The 15996-nt window shown below is 66.4% G+C and carries 15 protein-coding genes; 12 read left to right on the top strand and 3 right to left on the bottom strand.

Annotation, left to right across the window (positions count from 1 at the left end; all coding sequences use genetic code 11):
* Window positions 1–20: 20 nt before the first annotated feature.
* From WC815_10300 to WC815_10275, 6 genes are read left to right on the top strand one after another with little or no spacing between them, the layout of a single operon-like run.
* Window positions 21–554 carry a YIP1 family protein gene (locus WC815_10300; protein ID MFA5909156.1) on the top strand — a complete coding sequence of 178 codons (534 nt, stop codon included), beginning with the start codon at window positions 21–23 and terminating at the stop codon, window positions 552–554.
* Between the two features lie 2 nt (window positions 555–556).
* Window positions 557–1405: a DUF6544 family protein gene (locus WC815_10295; GenBank protein ID MFA5909155.1), complete on the top strand. Its 849-nt coding sequence runs from the start codon at window positions 557–559 to the stop codon at window positions 1403–1405.
* An 18-nt stretch (window positions 1406–1423) separates the two neighbouring features.
* The gene (locus tag WC815_10290; protein MFA5909154.1) at window positions 1424–1564 is read left to right on the top strand and encodes a hypothetical protein; all 141 of its coding nucleotides are present in this window, start codon (window positions 1424–1426) and stop codon (window positions 1562–1564) included.
* 18 nt (window positions 1565–1582) lie between these two features.
* Window positions 1583–1906, top strand: coding sequence for a DUF411 domain-containing protein (locus WC815_10285; protein ID MFA5909153.1), 324 nt, complete (start codon window positions 1583–1585; stop codon window positions 1904–1906).
* 33 nt (window positions 1907–1939) lie between these two features.
* Window positions 1940–2605 (top strand): class I SAM-dependent methyltransferase, encoded by a 666-nt coding sequence (locus WC815_10280; protein MFA5909152.1) that lies wholly within the window; start codon window positions 1940–1942, stop codon window positions 2603–2605.
* Window positions 2606–2615: 10 nt separating this feature from the next.
* Window positions 2616–2963, top strand: a complete 348-nt coding sequence (locus WC815_10275) for a cupin domain-containing protein (GenBank protein ID MFA5909151.1) — start codon at window positions 2616–2618, stop codon at window positions 2961–2963.
* 11 nt (window positions 2964–2974) lie between these two features.
* Here the strand turns inward: WC815_10275 and WC815_10270 are convergent, their stop codons facing one another.
* Window positions 2975–3991, bottom strand: coding sequence for a 4Fe-4S binding protein (locus tag WC815_10270; protein ID MFA5909150.1), 1017 nt, complete (start codon window positions 3989–3991; stop codon window positions 2975–2977).
* A 112-nt stretch (window positions 3992–4103) separates the two neighbouring features.
* Here WC815_10270 and WC815_10265 point away from each other — a divergent pair, with 112 nt between their 5' ends.
* A complete protein-coding gene (locus tag WC815_10265) occupies window positions 4104–4598 on the top strand; it encodes a fasciclin domain-containing protein (protein ID MFA5909149.1) in 495 nt (164 codons plus the stop codon).
* A 31-nt stretch (window positions 4599–4629) separates the two neighbouring features.
* Here WC815_10265 and WC815_10260 read toward each other — a convergent pair whose 3' ends face one another.
* Window positions 4630–6273, bottom strand: coding sequence for a radical SAM protein (locus WC815_10260; protein ID MFA5909148.1), 1644 nt, complete (start codon window positions 6271–6273; stop codon window positions 4630–4632).
* A 91-nt stretch (window positions 6274–6364) separates the two neighbouring features.
* Window positions 6365–9889, bottom strand: a complete 3525-nt coding sequence (locus tag WC815_10255) for a response regulator (GenBank protein MFA5909147.1) — start codon at window positions 9887–9889, stop codon at window positions 6365–6367.
* A gap of 216 nt (window positions 9890–10105) precedes the next feature.
* Here WC815_10255 and WC815_10250 point away from each other — a divergent pair, with 216 nt between their 5' ends.
* The 5 genes from WC815_10250 to WC815_10230 all read left to right on the top strand — a co-directional run bounded on the left by WC815_10250 (window position 10106) and on the right by WC815_10230 (window position 15986).
* Window positions 10106–10615 (top strand): hypothetical protein, encoded by a 510-nt coding sequence (locus WC815_10250; protein ID MFA5909146.1) that lies wholly within the window; start codon window positions 10106–10108, stop codon window positions 10613–10615.
* Window positions 10616–10935: 320 nt separating this feature from the next.
* A complete protein-coding gene (locus WC815_10245; GenBank protein ID MFA5909145.1) occupies window positions 10936–12900 on the top strand; it encodes an FAD-dependent oxidoreductase in 1965 nt (654 codons plus the stop codon).
* Complete coding sequence (locus tag WC815_10240) at window positions 12897–13412, top strand: ubiquinol-cytochrome c reductase iron-sulfur subunit (GenBank protein MFA5909144.1); 516 nt, start codon at window positions 12897–12899, stop codon at window positions 13410–13412. The genes WC815_10245 and WC815_10240 overlap by 4 nt, the downstream gene beginning before the upstream one ends.
* A gap of 5 nt (window positions 13413–13417) precedes the next feature.
* Entirely contained in the window at window positions 13418–14761 is a 1344-nt protein-coding gene (locus WC815_10235; protein ID MFA5909143.1) for a cytochrome b N-terminal domain-containing protein, read from the top strand.
* A 1-nt stretch (window position 14762) separates the two neighbouring features.
* Entirely contained in the window at window positions 14763–15986 is a 1224-nt protein-coding gene (locus tag WC815_10230) for a c-type cytochrome (protein ID MFA5909142.1), read from the top strand.
* Window positions 15987–15996 lie beyond the last annotated feature (10 nt).

Below are 15996 nucleotides of genomic sequence, written 5' to 3'. Positions count from 1 at the left end.
CCTTGAATGCGGGGGGAACGATGACGCTCTTCATCCGGCGGTTCATCGGCGCGCTCGTTTTGGATCCGGTGACATTTGAAGACGTGGAATCGGACCGCAAGGCCGGCGGCCAGGCCGCGCTGGTGGTGCTGCTGGCCTGCATCGCTGCCGGGTTCGCGGCCATGGGCAGCACGTCGATATCGCTGGCGACGTTCGCGGCCGGCATGATCGCCATGCTGGGGGCGTGGGTGGTGTGGGCGATGCTGATCACGACCATCGGCACGATCCTCCTGGCGGAGCCGCAAACCAGCAGCAAGCCGACCGAGTTGTTGCGAACCATGGGGTTTGCCGCCGCACCGGGCGTGTTCATCGCCTTCGGCGCGATGCGCGCCGCCGCGCCGTTTGCGTTCGTGGCCGGGTCGATCTGGATGATCGCGGCGACGGTGCTCGCCGTGCGGCAGGCGCTCGACTACAAGAGCCTGGCCCGCGCCGTGGTGGTGTGTGTGGTCGCGTGGTTCGTCGCGTTCGGGCTGGTGGCGCTCGGCGCGGTGATGTTCACGCGCCCGGTCAGTTAGTCGTGGCTGGAATTCGCCTGCGCCACGTCGGCATCGGACTGGTCGTCATCGCGGCGGCGGCGGCGGCCACGCTCGTCTTCACGATGAGCACGTGGAACCGGGCCACGGCCGCCAAAGTCGAAGAGTTGCGGGCGGCGGGCAGGGCACGGCCGGACGCCTACTCGCCGGCGCTCGTTGAAGGCTTGCCGGCGCCGGTCGCACGATACTTCAAGCGCGCGCTGAGGAACCGCCAGAGGTTCATCACCTGGGCGGTGGTGACACAGGACGCGGAGTTCCTTGTGAATGACGCGTGGCGCCCGTTACGCGCCACGCAGCACTTCAGCGCGGTGCCGCCCGGGTTTGTGTGGGACGCGCGCATCGAAATGGCGCTGTTGATGCCCGCCCACGTGCGGGATGCCTACGTCGCCGGCCACGGGTCGATGCAGGCCACCATGTTCGGAGCCTACTCGCTGGTCGATCAATCCGCGCTCCCGCAGCTCGACTCAGGCGCCCTGCAACGCTACCTGGGAGAAGCCGCGTGGTTCCCCACGGTGCTGCTGCCCGGCGAGGGCGTGACGTGGCAGGCGGTGGACGACCGCTCGGCCCTGGCAACGCTGACCGACGGCTCGACCTCCGTGTCACTGACCTTTCGCTTCGACGACCAGGACCGCATCATCGAAACCAGCGGCGATCGGTATTTCGAGAAAGACGGCGGCTACCAGCTCCGGCCCTGGCGCGTGGTCTGTTCGGATCACGTGGAGCACGAGGGCATCATGATTCCGCAATACTGTGAAGTGGCGTGGATGGGCGACAGGGGACCCGAGCCGTACTGGCGCGGGCGCCTCGCCTCGATCGTTTATTCATTCGACTGATTGGAGTAGCATCGAACCATGCGTATCAAACACATGGCGGCCCTCTCGGTATTGGCCGTGGCGGGCTTCGGGCTGGTGGCCTCGGCCCAACAGAAGCCGGCCACCGCGCCGCGAACTTCCAGCACCCCTTCGGTGGTGGTCTACAAGTCACCGACTTGAGGGTGCTGCAGCTCCTGGATGCAGCATCTCCAGGCGCAAGGCTTCCAGGTGGAAGCCAACAACGTGAACGACTCTCAACTGCGCGCCATCGGCATGCAGGCCGGCGTGACCGACGACCTCGCCTCGTGCCACACCGCGAAAGTGGGCGGCTATATCATTGAAGGCCACGTCCCCGCCGCCGACATCCAGCGGCTCCTGAAAGAGAAGCCGGCCATTGCCGGTCTCGCCGCCCCGGGCATGCCCCAGGGAGCGCCCGGCATGGAACAGGGCGGCATGAAGGAGCCGTACAACGTGATCGCGTTCACGAAAGACGGCAAGAAGTACGTGTTCGCCAAGCACTAGCCGGCTTCGCCGGGCCTTTCTGGGGGCGCGATCGTGAATGACCTCGACGCGTCACCGTGGAGCACGCCGGCCACGGTGGCGGGTTTCGCGACCGCGGCCCCCAATCTCACCTTGATTGACTACGCGGCCGCGCAACTGGGCCGCACCCATTCCGCTCACTTGCTCGACATTGGCTGCGGCGCCGGCCGTAATGCCGTGCCGCTCGCCCGCATGGGGTGGCACGTCGCCGGCACCGACCTGTCGCGGCCCATGCTGCAGGCGGCCGCCGCCCGCGAGGGCGGCCACCGCCTTCGCCTGGTGAACGCGCCCATGCACGCGCTGCCCATCCGCGGCGCGTCCATGGACTTCATCGTCGCGCATGGCATCTGGAACCTCGCCCGCTCCGGCGGCGAGTTCCGGCAGGCGGTGAACGAAGCCGCGCGCGTGGCGAAGCCGGGCACGGCGCTGTTCGTCTTCACGTTCTCACGACACACGCTGCCGGACGCCGTCGAACCGATGGCCGGCGAACCGTTCGTCTTCACGCAGTTCTCGGGCGCGCCGCAGTGCTTCCTGACCGAGCCGCAACTGCTCGCGGAACTGCAGGCCGCGGGATTCAGGCCGGACCCCACGCTCCCCTTGCGCGAGCTCAATCGCCCCGGGCCGGGCCTGCGCACCACCGGGGCCCCGGTCATCTACGAGGGCGGCTTCCGTTTTTCATGAGGAACAGAGAATGACGACCACTGGAACCATCCCCGCCGCCGAAGCATTGGCGCTCGCGGATCTGATCGCGCCGACCGAGCGCGGCATTGCCAGCCGCGTGCTGGCGAAGAACGGCGGCGGCAACGTCACGCTGTTCGCCTTCGACCAGGGTGAGGGCCTGAGCGAGCACACCACGCCCTTCGACGCGCTGGTGATCGTCCTCGATGGCCTGCTCACGCTCACCATCGGCGGCCAGCCCGTGATCGCCAGACCCGGCACCATCGTCCGCATGCCCGCGAACGTGCCGCACGCGGTGGAGGCCATCGCGGCGGCGCGCATGCTGCTGGTGATGCTGCGGGAGCCAAAGACGGGAGCGTAGAAGATCTCCTGTTACGGGTGCGAGTAGCTCGACGCGTTGGGGATCAACTGGAAGAACATGTCCTCGGGCGTATTCCCGTGCCAGTGACCGGTAATCCGCGCATACCCAATCACCACGACGAAGATCGCGGCGACGCCGATGGCAATGCGCGGGGCGGTGACGCGGCGGCGGGTGCGCAGCGTGCGCATCTCCAACGCGCCTTTCACCGGGCATACCGTCACGCAGGTGAGGCAGCCGTTGCATTCCGGCGTGCGGACGGTCATCAGCCGGTCCACCGGGATCAATGACGGGCACGCCTTGGCGCACTTGCCGCAGTCGATGCACGAGATCGGGTCGCGCGTGATACGCGTGGGGCTCAGCATCGACACCAGTCCCATCAGCGCGCCGTACGGGCAGAGATAGCGGCACCAGAAGTTCTTCGTGAACACCGACAGAATCACCAGGACCAGGCAGACCTGGAGGGTGAGGCGCCCGGCGTCGCGGAAAAAGTCGAGCATCTTGACGTCGGCGACCAGCCCGTAAGGACTCGACAGGAATGCGCGCAGTTCCGGTACCGGCATGCTGACCACGGCATACGCGAACAGTCCCAGGAGGATGTACTTCAGGCTTCGCAGCGGCATGTCGGCCCACCGCGGCAGCGCGAAGTTGCGGCCGACCAGCTCGCGCCCGCCCTGCCATAACCACTCGGAGATCGTGCCGATGGGACACAACCAGCTGCAGAACGCCTTGCGGAACACGATCGACATTGCCAGGAAGGCGATCAGCAGGAACAAGCCGGCGGGGTGAACCTCGGGAACGCTGGCGGTGAGGACCAGGTACTTCAGGTTCATCAGCGCGGCGACCGGGAGCCAGCCCTCGACGCCTGGCGGGCGCGAGACGTACATCGACTGGCCGCCGGTTTCGAAGTAGCGCACCCAAATGTAGAACTGGACACCCAGCCCGAGGTTCAGGAGCAGGAATGCCGTCTGCACCCCGCGGCGGACCAGTGGCGTGTGTTCGATCGGGCGCTTCTCGTAGGCTCGGGCCATGCGGCCTTATCTCCGGATCGAAGATATCGGGCCGCCGACACCCGGCGTATGACACCGGTCATATCGCCGGCGCCGCCGATTGCCTACGCTGCCCCACTGAAGGAGGCGAGCCATGAGGCAGCCACAAACACTAACGAGCGTTCTCCTCGGAACCGCGGCCCTGGTCGGTCTGCTGGCACTGGTTCCCGCCCACGCGCAAGGCACGAAAGACATCGTCGACGTCGCGGTCGCCGCAGGCTCGTTCAAGACGCTGGTGGCCGCCGTCCAGGCCGCCAACCTGGTGGACGTACTCAAGCGCCCCGGCCCACTCACCGTGCTCGCCCCCACCGACGAGGCCTTTGCGAAAATCCCCAAGGCCGACCTCGATGCGCTGATGAAGGACAAGGTCAAGCTGGCCGCGGTGCTGCAATACCACGTCCTCACCGGCAACGTCGCTGCCGCCGACCTGAAGATGATGAAGGACTTCGGCACGGTGCAGGGCCAACGCGTCCGGATTTCGAGTGCCGGCTCGGTACTCAAGATCAACAACGCCACCATCATCAAGGCCGATGTCCCCGCCAGCAATGGCGTGATTCACGTGATCGATACCGTGCTGATGCCCAAGTAGCCGCGAGATGCTGACCCGGGCCGGGGCCTGATCATTCGCGCCCGCTTCGCCGATCCACAAATGTGCGGGGCTCCAGCACACGGCCGGCCGGGGCAAGGCGGGCGTCGCGGCGGGCGCTCCACAAGAGCATCGGACCCACCAGCCGATCGATCACCGGCGCCAACCCGCCGACCTCGCGTTCGATTTGCACCCGCAAGTCGGCGATCCGGTCGCTGACCACGCGGTTCGACTCCCTCAGGTATTTCTCCATCGCCCAGAGGGCCGCTCCGTATCCCAGTCGCAACTGCGCGGCCTCCCCTCGCACGCGCGCCCGCACGCGGGGGTCGGGGTCGTCACGATAGCGCCGCCAGCCTGTGAGCATGCTGGCAATCAGCCGGTACAGGCTCGGGCCGTTCAGCTCGAAGTCGCGGCGGAACGCGCGGTCGAGAAAGCTCTTCGACTGATCGCGGGAGATCGCGGCGTGCCGGAAGTTGAACTTGAACTGGCCGTGGATGTCGGCCAGGTCCACGCCCTCGAGGAGCCGCCCCTCCGCTTCGACCTCGCGGTAGAGCGGCGTGCCCGGCACCGGCGTGTAGAGCATGAACTGGTGAAACACCGTTTCGTGCGCCACGGCGTGCTCGATGACCGCGTCGATGTTGCCGGGCGTGTGGTGCTCGAGGCCGATGATGGTGGAGCCGTGCACGCGAATGCCGTGCGACTGGAGCTCGCTCGCCAGTGCCTGCGTATCGGCGCCCTTGAGTTTTTGGTACTGGCTGCCGGAGGATTCCAGCCCGAGCCAGATCCACTCCACGCCCAGCTCCACGAGCTGGCGCACGTCGTACTTGCGGATGGCGTTCGCCGACGAGAACACATACAGCGACCAGGACTTGCCGTGGGCCTTCATCAGCTCGAGCAGCTCGAGGGCCCGCTTCTTATAGAGGAGGAAATTCTCGTCCATCATGAAGAACGCGCGGGCGCCCAGGTGCTGTTCCGCCTCGCACATCACGCGGAACACGTCTTCGCCGCGCTCGAGGAACGTCACCATCTTGCCCTTGCCGCCGAAGAACTCGGAGGTCGTGCAGAAGTTGCAGCCCATCGGACACCCGACCGACGGGATGATGGTGGCCGCGGCGTTGCCGCCGCCGCGAGGCGCCGGCAGGCCCATCAGCCGGAAGCTGAACGACGACGGAATCAAGGGATGCGCGATCCGGTGTTCGCTGTCCTCGCCGAGAAACGCCCGCAGCCACGCGACGCCCTCGCCCTTGACGATGTGATCGGCGTCGATCATCTGCTCGATGCCGGGGATCGCGGTGACGTGACCGCCCACGATCAGGGTTGAGTGGGGAGAGTGCTCACGGACCAGCCGGCACATCTCGCGAATCTTGCCGACATTGACGATGATGCCGGTGAGCCCGACCACGTCGTACTGGTGCGCGGTCAACTCGCGCACGAAGCCCTCGCGGGTGGGGAAATCGAGCACCGTGCACGGTGCCGAGATGTTCTGCTGCAGCAGCATCAGGCTCCAGGTGCGATGGAACATGCGGAGCGAGAACGGCCCCTGCTCGCGTGTGACCTGGTTGTGGTAGAGCTCGACCGGGTTGATGGCCCGGCTGCCGTATTCGTCATCTTGCGCGAACGGCTTGAAGACCGAAGAGAGGAGCACGTGGGCGCGCGGGCCCTTGGGGTGTGGCTGCATGAGCAAGCCCTCCTTCTCCCGATGGTAGCGAGCGGGGCGCCCGGCGATTGTAAGGGTTGTGTATTAGTTGCGCCCGGACCGCTGCGGGGCGCTACAAATCCAGCACCTCCCGAACCTTTCGGAGCAACGCCGTCGCGGTGAACGGTTTGTTGAGGAACGGCGTCTGCGCCTCCAACACCCCGTGTCGCACGATGGTGTCGCCCGTGTAGCCGGACATGTAGAGCACCTTCATTCCCGGATGAGTCTGCGCGAGCTGCTCCGAGAGTTGCCGGCCGCTCATGCCGGGCATCACCACATCGCTGAGCAGGAGGTGGACCGGTTCCTCATGACGTTCCAGCAGGCGCAGCGCTTCCTCGCCCGTGGCCGCCCCGAGCACGGTGTAGCCGGCGCGTTCGAGCACACGCGTGGCCAACATGCTGAGCGCGACGTTATCTTCCACGAGGAGGACGGCTTCGGTGCCGGAACTGGACACCACGGTCGGCCCCGGTCGGGCGGTGCTCGCTGCCCCGGTCGTCACCTGTGGCAAATAGATCTTGAAGCTGGTCCCCCGGCCGACTTCGCTATCCACCCAGATGAACCCGTGGCTCTGCTTGACGATGCCGTACACGGTCGACAGCCCCAGCCCCGTGCCCTTGCCCGGACCCTTGGTGGTGAAAAACGGCTCGAAGACGCGCGTGCGGGTGGCCTCGTCCATGCCGGCGCCGCCGTCACTCACGGCCAGCAGTACATACGGTCCGGACCACCCGGTCGCACCGCGCTGGCGGGCATCGTCTTCGTCGATCGTGACGTTCTGCGTTTCGATGGTCAGCCGGCCGCCCTGCGGCATGGCGTCTCGCGCATTCACGGCCAGGTTGGTGATCACTTGCTCGATTTGCCCGGGGTCCGCCTTGACGGTGCCCAAGCCTGGTGCCGGCACGATCACCAGGTCGATGTCCTCGCCGAGTAGACGCCGGAGCAGACTCTCCATCCCGGCGACGACCGTGTTGAAGTCCATGACCCGTGGCTCCAGCAGCTGCTGGCGGCTGAAGGCCAGCAGCTGGCGGGTCAACGTGGCGGCTCGCTCGCCGGCTCGGTGAATCTCCCGCACATCCGCGTGTACCGGATCGTCTTGACTGACCTGCTCCAGCACCAGGTCCGCCATCCCGTTGATCACGGTAAGCAGGTTGTTGAAATCGTGCGCAATGCCGCTGGCGAGCTGCCCCACACTTTCCATTTTCTGCGCCTGACGGAACTGGGCCTGGAGCTGCAAGCGCTCGGTGATGTCTTCTTTGACCGCGACGAAGTGCGTGATGGCGCCGGACTCACTCAAGACCGGCGTGATGGACAGGTCCTCGCTATACAGGCTGCCATCTTTGCGGCGGTTGGTGATCTCGGCGCGCCACGTCCGTCCGGAAAGAACCGTGTCCCACAGCGACTGATAGAACGCCCGATCGTGCTTGTCGGACTTGAGGATCCGGGAGTTCTTGCCAAGGACGTCGACCGCGGCGTAACCGGTGAGCGCCGTGAAGGCGCGATTCACCCATTCGATTGTGCCGGAGCGGTCGGTGACAACGATGGCATTGGCGGCGGCGTTCAGGGCGGCGCTCTGCAGGTGCCGGGATTCGTCCGCATCGATGTGATCGAGCGCAAACGAGACGTCACCGGCGAGCTCGGTGAGCAGCTGCATCTCCTTCGTGTCGAAGAAATTCGTTTCCGATGCGTAGAGCGCGAGGACGCCCAATACCTTATCGCCGAATTGCAGTGGGAACACGACCACCGACCGATAGCCGCGCGGCAGCGCGTCCGCGCGCCAGCGCGCCATCCGCGGATCGGTGTCGATATCGTTGCAGACGACGGCCGTCTTTTCCCGCAACGCCCACGCCAACAGCTCGCAGCGGTCGGGCGCACCATCCCTGGCCGTCAGTTGGATACTGTCGAGGTAACCTTCGTCGACGCCCGCCCTGGCCACGGGCATCACGTCCACGCCATTGGCGTCGAGCAGGCCGATCCAGGCCAACCTGAACTCGCCTTCTTCCACCGCGATGCGGCACGCCTCATCGAACAGCTCCTGCCGATCCCGCGTGCGAACGATCGTCGTGTTGATGCCGCTCAGGACGGCATACACGCGGTTCAGGCGGGTGATGATCTTTTCGTGCTTCTTTTGCTGCGTGATGTCGCGCGCGATGGTGGACAGGTACTCCACCGATCCGTCGGGTCTCTTGTGCGCAATGATCGCCTGGGAAACGGGGATTTCGTGACCATCACGCCGGAGCAGTGCCGTTTCCCCGCTCCAGGCGCCATGCTCGATGGCGTGGGGAATCCCGGTCTCCGCCACCAGCTTCGCCGCCCACTCCGGATGGGTGTCAAGAAAGCGTACCGTCGACGGATCCAGCCCCGGCTCGAACCCGAGCATCCGCAGCCCCGCCCGGTTGTAGTAGAGCACATGACCATTTGGGCCACCCGTGGCTACCAGGTCCGGTGTCGCCTCGATGATCGCCACCAGCCGGGCCTGTTCTTTCTCGATACGCTTTCTTTCCACGATCTCCGCTTCGAGCGCAGCGGTTCTCTCGTGCACCAAGCGCTCCAGATGTTCGTGCAGATGCGCCCGCTCCAGCGCCACCGCCACCTGGTTGCCGACGCCGTACAGGATCTTCAGTTCCGCTTCATTGAACAGTCCCTTTTCCGGCCCGACGAGATTCATCACGCCCAGTGTCCGGTCGCCAAGCCACAATGGAACGGCGGCGTGGTAGCACAGGCCGCGCGTGTCGCCGGTTGCCTTGCCGAGGCGTTCGCAGGCCATGATGTTGGTTACGTGGTCGAGTTCGCCGGAGACGAGCCGGCGACGGCAGGCGCAATCCCCCTCCATGGCGCCGGCGGCCTCGAGCGCCGGCGGCAGGTTGCGAGCGCCGCCCAGCCGGAAGCCCGACTCTCCCTCCCGCAGGGAGATCCAGCCGGCCTGGATCCCCGGCAGCTCCATCGCCCGCTCCAGCACGGTCTCCACCACCTCCCGTTCAGTGCCCGCGCGATTGAGGCCTTCCGCGATACGGTACAGGGCGGCAAGCACTTCGCTGGAATGCGCCAGGTCCTTTTCCCGCTGCTTGAGTTCGCTGTTGATCTCGATCGCCTGCTCGTAGGTCGAGATCAGCAAGTCCAGGATCTGTTGCCGTTCGGAACTGATGAAATGCTTCTGACCTCCCAGGTCGATCTCCATGCCCATCTGCATCTTCTGGTTCTTGCGCAGCGCAAGATTCATCAGCAGGTAGTCGATGCGCGAGAGCAGGTAGCGCTCGTCGTACGGCTTGCGCAGGAAATTGTCCGCGCCGCACTCCAACCCGCGGATGAGGTCCCGCGGATCGGAGAGCGTGGTCAGCAGCATGACCGGGATGCCCTTCAGTTGCTCGTCGGCCTTGATCGCCTTGCACAAGCCGTAACCATCCAGCTCCGGCATCACGATGTCGGTGATCACCAGCGCGGGCTTGTGTCGCTCGATCGAGGCGAGCGCCTCGCGGCCGTTGGCGGCGGTCGTCACTGAATAACCGTTCTGCTCGAGCAGGTGCGCCAGTTGCACCGCCTGGGTCGGGCTGTCCTCGGCAATCAGAATCTCCGCCTTGCCGTTGGCTCGCTGGTCAGTTGTCATGGACCGGTCCTCGTTCGGGCTCTTCGGAGAATCATGTGGACCATTCGGCAGGAGAATACAGTATCGAGCGGTCGTGGTTCCGAATGATTGTTCTCAGTTGGACGGCGCCCCTGGCACCGGTCCGAGTCGGTCACCCACGCGACGATCGCTGCGAAGAAGGGCGCGAGGTCAAGCCTCGGCAGGCGGCAATCCGACGTCCGGCGGGGCGAGTCGACCTTGCTCAACTGCCGCAAAGTGTTCTATAACCAGCAACGTCGCCACCCGACGCCTGCGCGTAACTACACAGCCCACCGAATCGATCAGGGCGATGCCGCGCAAATAGGAGCCCTCATGCAAGAGCACGGTTCGTCCCAGTTCCATCGCACCGTCGCCAGGGTCAACCACGCGGCCACACTGATCGTGGACCATCGCGACCACGTCGGTGAGCCGCTGTGGCGCCGCCTGTTTGAAGTGCCGCTGGAACCCAGTCTCATCGACGTTACCAGACACTTCGTGGCCGCACTCGATGAGGTGATGGGGACGCCGGCGGTGGAGCTGAGCCGACAAGACGTGGCGACCGTTGAGAAGCACGTCAATCAGGTTGTGGATCGGCTGGAGTTGCGGATCGACGCGATGTCAGATTCGAAGGAGGCCGTGGTGTTTGCAACGGCGATCTACATCTTACGCGCTCGCTTCGAGAAAATCGCCGCGCGGGGCGAGCAGCATCGCGACGACCCTCAAGCCTGACGTTCCCGCCAGCAACGCGTCATCCACGTCATCGACACCGTCCTGCTGCCGAAGTAGCCACGCTGTACCGGTCGATGGGGAGTAATCCGCTGTAAGAGCGGAAAAACCCGGTCCGCCAGGTCCGGCGGACCGCTGCCCCAGCCGTGCACCTGGGGATTCTGCCGGCTGATGGCACCTCCCTACCGACAGCCTCCGGGCACGGCTCTTGCTCATTTGGAGTGGATCGGGCCGGTCTCTGCTCGCAGGGGCTGACCGGCATATGACACAGGTCATAGCGCAAGCCGGCGAACTCGCACACGCTGCACCAAGAAGAGGGGCTGATGGGCATTCGTACGGAACTGCCGGATCTCGCGCACTGGAAGGCCCAGGTCAAGTGCCAGGCCGGGTGTCCCGTCGCCACCGACGCCGGCCGCTACGTCCAGCTCATCGCCGACGGCCGCCCCGAAGAGGCCTTCCTGGTGGCGCGTGCGCCCAACCCCTTTGCCTCGGTGTGCGGACGCGTCTGCGCCGCACCCTGTGAAGACGCCTGCCGCCGCGGCGCCATCGACGCGCCGGTGTCGATTCGCGCGCTCAAGCGCCACGTCACCGAACAGTTCGGCGTCGAGTCGATCCGGCCCGACACGCAAGCCCGGCTGCTAACCGAGGGCATTGCCGAAGGCAACCGCTACACCGGCCATCTGCCGCTGCCCTTCTATCGTTCATCCCCTCCGCCCGCCACCCGGGGCCCACGCCGCCGTATCGCGGTGATCGGCGCCGGTCCGGCGGGCATGGCCGCCGCGCACGACCTGGCGCTGCTCAACTACGACGTGTCAGTGTTCGAGGCCGCGGCCGAACCCGGCGGCATGATGCGATTCGGCATTCCCGAGTACCGGCTGCCGCGCACGCTGCTGCGCGCCGAAATCGACCGCATCGTCTCGCTCGGCGTGGACCTGCGGCTGAACACGCCGCTCTCGCCGGAATTCGGGATTGCCCAGCTGCGCGCGCAGGGCTTCGAAGCGGTGTTCCTGTCGGTGGGCGTCTCGCGCGGCCGCGACCTGCAGGCGCCCGGGGTTGAGCTCGACGGCGTGATCAAGGCCGTGGACTACCTGCTCAACGTCAATCGCGGTTATCGCGTGGACCTGGGCAGGCGCGTGGTCGTCATCGGCGGCGGCTTCGTCGCCTTCGACGCCGCCCGCACCGCCCTCCGCGCCGGCCGCGACGAAGAGGCGCCGGCCGACCGCGCCGAAACCGACGCACGCGTGAAAGAAGCGCTGGATTCGGCGCGCGCCGCCATCCGCGGCGGCGCCACCGAGGTCACCGTTGTCTCGCTCGAAGACTTCTCGGAGATGCCCGTGCTGCGGACCACGCAGGGCCATGAGGAATTCGAGGAAGCCAAGCGCGAGGGCGTCCGCTTCATCACCCGCCGCGGACCCAAGGAGTTCAAGGGGACAGCGCGCCTCGAGACCATCGCCCTCCGCGCCGTCACCTCGGTGTTCGACGCCAACGGCCGCTTCGCGCCGCAGTTCGTGGAAGACGACGTGCTCAACATCGAGGCCGACGCCTGCGTGCTCGCGATTGGCCAGAAGGCCGACCTGTCGTTCCTCACCGCGGCTGATGGCGTGACGCTGACGCCCGGCGGCACCATCAAGATCGATCCGGCGACGCTGGCCACCTCCGCGCCCGGCATCTATGCCGGCGGCGACGTCGCCTTCGGTCCCCGCAACCTGATCGAGGCGGTCGCCAACGGCAAGCGCGCCGCCCGCTCGATCCACGAATTTCTCGCGGGTCAGGATGCCCGCATCGACACGCACCTCGAGGTCGAGGCGCTGGTGACGTCGCGCTACCGGATGGTGGCGGGCTTCGAGCACTTCGATCGCGAGGCGCCGCCCACGCTCGACGTCGGCCGCCGCACCGGCATCACCGAGGTCGAGACCGGCTACGACGTCGACGCCGCGCGCGTCCAGGCGGCGCGGTGCCTGATCTGCCACGTGCAGACCATCTACGACCCGGAAAAATGCGTGCTCTGCAACCGCTGCGTGGACATCTGCCCCGAGTACTGCCTCTCGTTCGTGCCGCTGGACACCCTCGACCTGCCGCCGGACCAGCGCGCCGAGGTTGAGGCGCGGGCCGAGGTCTCGCCGGAGCGGCCTTGGGCCGCGAAGGCGAACGGCCCGCTGGCGGCGCTGATCAAAGACGACGACCGCTGCATTCGTTGTGGCCTGTGCGCCATCCGGTGCCCCACCGAGGCCATGACCATGGAGCGCTTCACCATCACGGAACGCTGGAACGGGAGTGCGGCGTCATGAGCCATGACCACAAGCCAACCGATCGACGCGACTTTCTTCTCACGCTGGGCGCCGGCGCCGGCGTCGCCGCCATCACCGTCCAGGCCGCGGCGTCCCTGCGCTCGCTGGTGCCGAACGTCTCGTACGACTCGCCGACGACCGTGAAGCTGGGTCCGCCCTCGGACTTCCCCGACGGTCTCAAGTTCCTTCCCGACGAGCGCGTGCTCGTGTTCCGCGAGGGCAACACCTTCCACGCCATCTCGGCGGTGTGCACACACCTCGGCTGCACCGTGCGCGCCGAGGCGCTGCCCAACCCGCAGACCACCGAGGCCGGCGGCGCCGCGCTGCGGCTGACCCATCGCTTTCTCTGCCCCTGCCACGGCTCCGAATACAAGGGCGACGGCACCAACGTGGCCGGCCCCGCGCCGAAGCCGCTGGCCTGGTTCCGCCTGCTGCTGGCGCCCGACGATGGGCAACTGGTGATCGACCTCGCGGACGAAGTCGGCCGCGATTTCCGCCTGACGGTGGGGTGATTGTGATGCGTCTGCCTTCCCTGAACCGCACCAAGCCCGAGGCTCCGGGCGTGCACGCCGAGCCGCTCTGGAGTTTGCGCCCGCAGTCGGACCGCGAAGCCGGCGACGCCGTGGTCTCGAACTTCATGCTGCACTGGTTCCCGGCCAAGATCAGCAAGGCCTCGATGGCCTGGAACTACTCGTTCTGGCTCGGCACCGTTTCCGCGGCGCTCTTTTTCCTGACGATTCTCTCGGGCCTGCCGCTGCTCTTTCTCTATGTGCCGTCGGTGGAGCGTGCCTATCAATCGGTCAAGGACATCGAGTTCGTGATCACGTTTGGATCGTGGATTCGTGCCGTGCATCGCATCTCGGCGCACCTGATGGTGATCGTCGTCGCCCTGCACCTGATGCGCGTGTTCCTCACCGGCGCCTACAAGAACGGCATCGGCCGCGGGCAGCAACGCGAGATCAACTGGGTGATCGGCGTGGTGATGTTCCTCGTCACGCTGTTCCTTTCGTTCACCGGCTACCTGTTGCCCTGGGATCAGCTGGCGTTCTGGGCGGTCACGGTCGGCACCAACATCGCGTCGTCGATCCCGGCGATTGGCCCGGCGGTCCGCGAGCTGCTGATCGGCGGCCGCAACATCGACCAGCCCACCCTGATCCGCTTCTACGTGCTGCACGTCGTCTTCCTGCCTGGCCTGCTGGGCGTGCTGTTCGCGTATCACATGTGGCGGGTCCGCAAGGATGGCGGCCTGGCTCGCGCGGATGCCCAGTGCGTGCTGGAATCGCCGCGCACCACCGACGCGGTGCCGACCAAGACCTACACGTTGCTGGGCGTCGCCCGCGGCACGGCGCCGACCGTGACCACGCGGACGCTCGAGGCGGCGGACACCACCGTCAATGCGGTGCCGGACCTGACACGGCGGGCTCTGATCGCGACGCTCGGCACCATCGCGATCGTCAGCATCATGTCGGTGTTCATCGCCTCGCCGCTCGAAGAGCCGGCCAACGCGCTGATTACCCCCAACCCGGCGAAGGCGCCCTGGTACTTCCTGTGGCTGCAGGAAATCGTCACCGACACCACCATCCGGATCGGTTCGTTCACGCTGAACGGCGCCTTCGTCGGCGGCGTGATCCTGCCGGGCCTGCTGGTCGGGTTGATGACGTTCTGGCCGTGGCTCGATCGGTCGCCGCACCTGGCCGCCGGGGTCTGGCTGCCGCGCGACCGCCGCCGGCAGAACATCGTCTTCCTGCTCCTCGTCCTGTTCATCCTGGCGCTGACGTTCGTGGGCATGGTGCTGCGCGGGCCGTACTGGAACTTCTACTGGCCGTGGGAAGCCTGGCCCGACATCCCCGGGAGGATCTGACATGGAACAGCGCACATCCTCTCCGTATCCCCGCGTTGACCGCCTGGTGCTGGCCGTCGTCGGCGTGGTCCTCGTGATCGGCACCGGCCTGTTCATGTGGAGCGACCGCGCCCACGACTGGCGGTATTACCAGGCCGAGTTCAAGCAGCAGGTGGCCGAGAAGTTCGGCGACGACAAGGCGGCGATTATCCCGGGCGGCGTCCAGCAGGTCTGGGCCGACGAGCTGTCGCGCGCGGACCGCTGCATCACGTGCCACCAGGCCGTGAGCTACAAGGGCTTCGAGCAGGCGGAGCATCCCTATCGCACGCATCCGATCGAGCCGCTGAAGCTCCACGCCGTTGAAGACTTCGGCTGCACGTCGTGCCACGGCGGCCAGGGCTGGGCCATCGACACGGCGGCGGCCCACGGCGAAGTGGCGCACTGGGAAGAGCCGTTGCTCAGCCGATCGCTCGGCGAGTCCTACACGCTCGCCGGCAACAAGAACGCGCTGATGCAGATGAACTGCAACACCTGCCATCGCTACGACCGCGAGACCAAGGGCGCCGAGGCCATCAACCTGGCCAAGCGCCTGGTCAACGAGAAGGGGTGCCGCGCCTGTCACGTGGTCAACGGCTTCGGCGGCACGATTGGCCCCGACCTCACCAACGTCGGCGAGAAAGCGCCCGAGCAGTACGACATGAGCCGGCTGTCTGGCCAGCGCACGGCGTTCGCCTGGCACATGGCGCACTTCAAGGATCCGCGCGCGCTGACCGAGGGCACGGTGATGCCCAACTTCAACTTCAGCACCGAGCAGGCGCAGGCGCTGTCGATGCTGATGCTGTCGTGGCGGCGGCAGGAGGTGCCGGCGCTGTTTGTCTCGGGCACGCCCCGGACCGACCCGCGCAGCGCCGATGAACTGAAGGCTGAGGAGGCCATGAAGACCGGCCCCGGCGGCTGGTTCGTGCAAACCGGCTGCTTCGTGTGCCACTCGATCTCGGCGCTCGGCGTGAGGAGCCCGGCGCAAATTGGACCGGACCTGTCGAACGCGGTCGAGGACGTGCAGAGCCGGTTCGGCGTGACCATCGACACGTTCCTCGCCAACCCCACCGGCACGATGAGCGTGGTGCTGTCGCGCCAGATCATCCTGACACCCGAGCAGAAGCAAGTGGCGATTCAGAAATTGCGCGAGGCGTTTGCCGAGTACCAACGCCAACGCGGAACGCCCGGCACCGTGGTTCCCAAGTAGGAGGAGGCAT

Source organism: Vicinamibacterales bacterium (assembly GCA_041659285.1).
Classification (GTDB): domain Bacteria; phylum Acidobacteriota; class Vicinamibacteria; order Vicinamibacterales; family UBA2999; genus 12-FULL-67-14b.
This window is presented reverse-complemented; position numbering and strand designations above follow the sequence as displayed.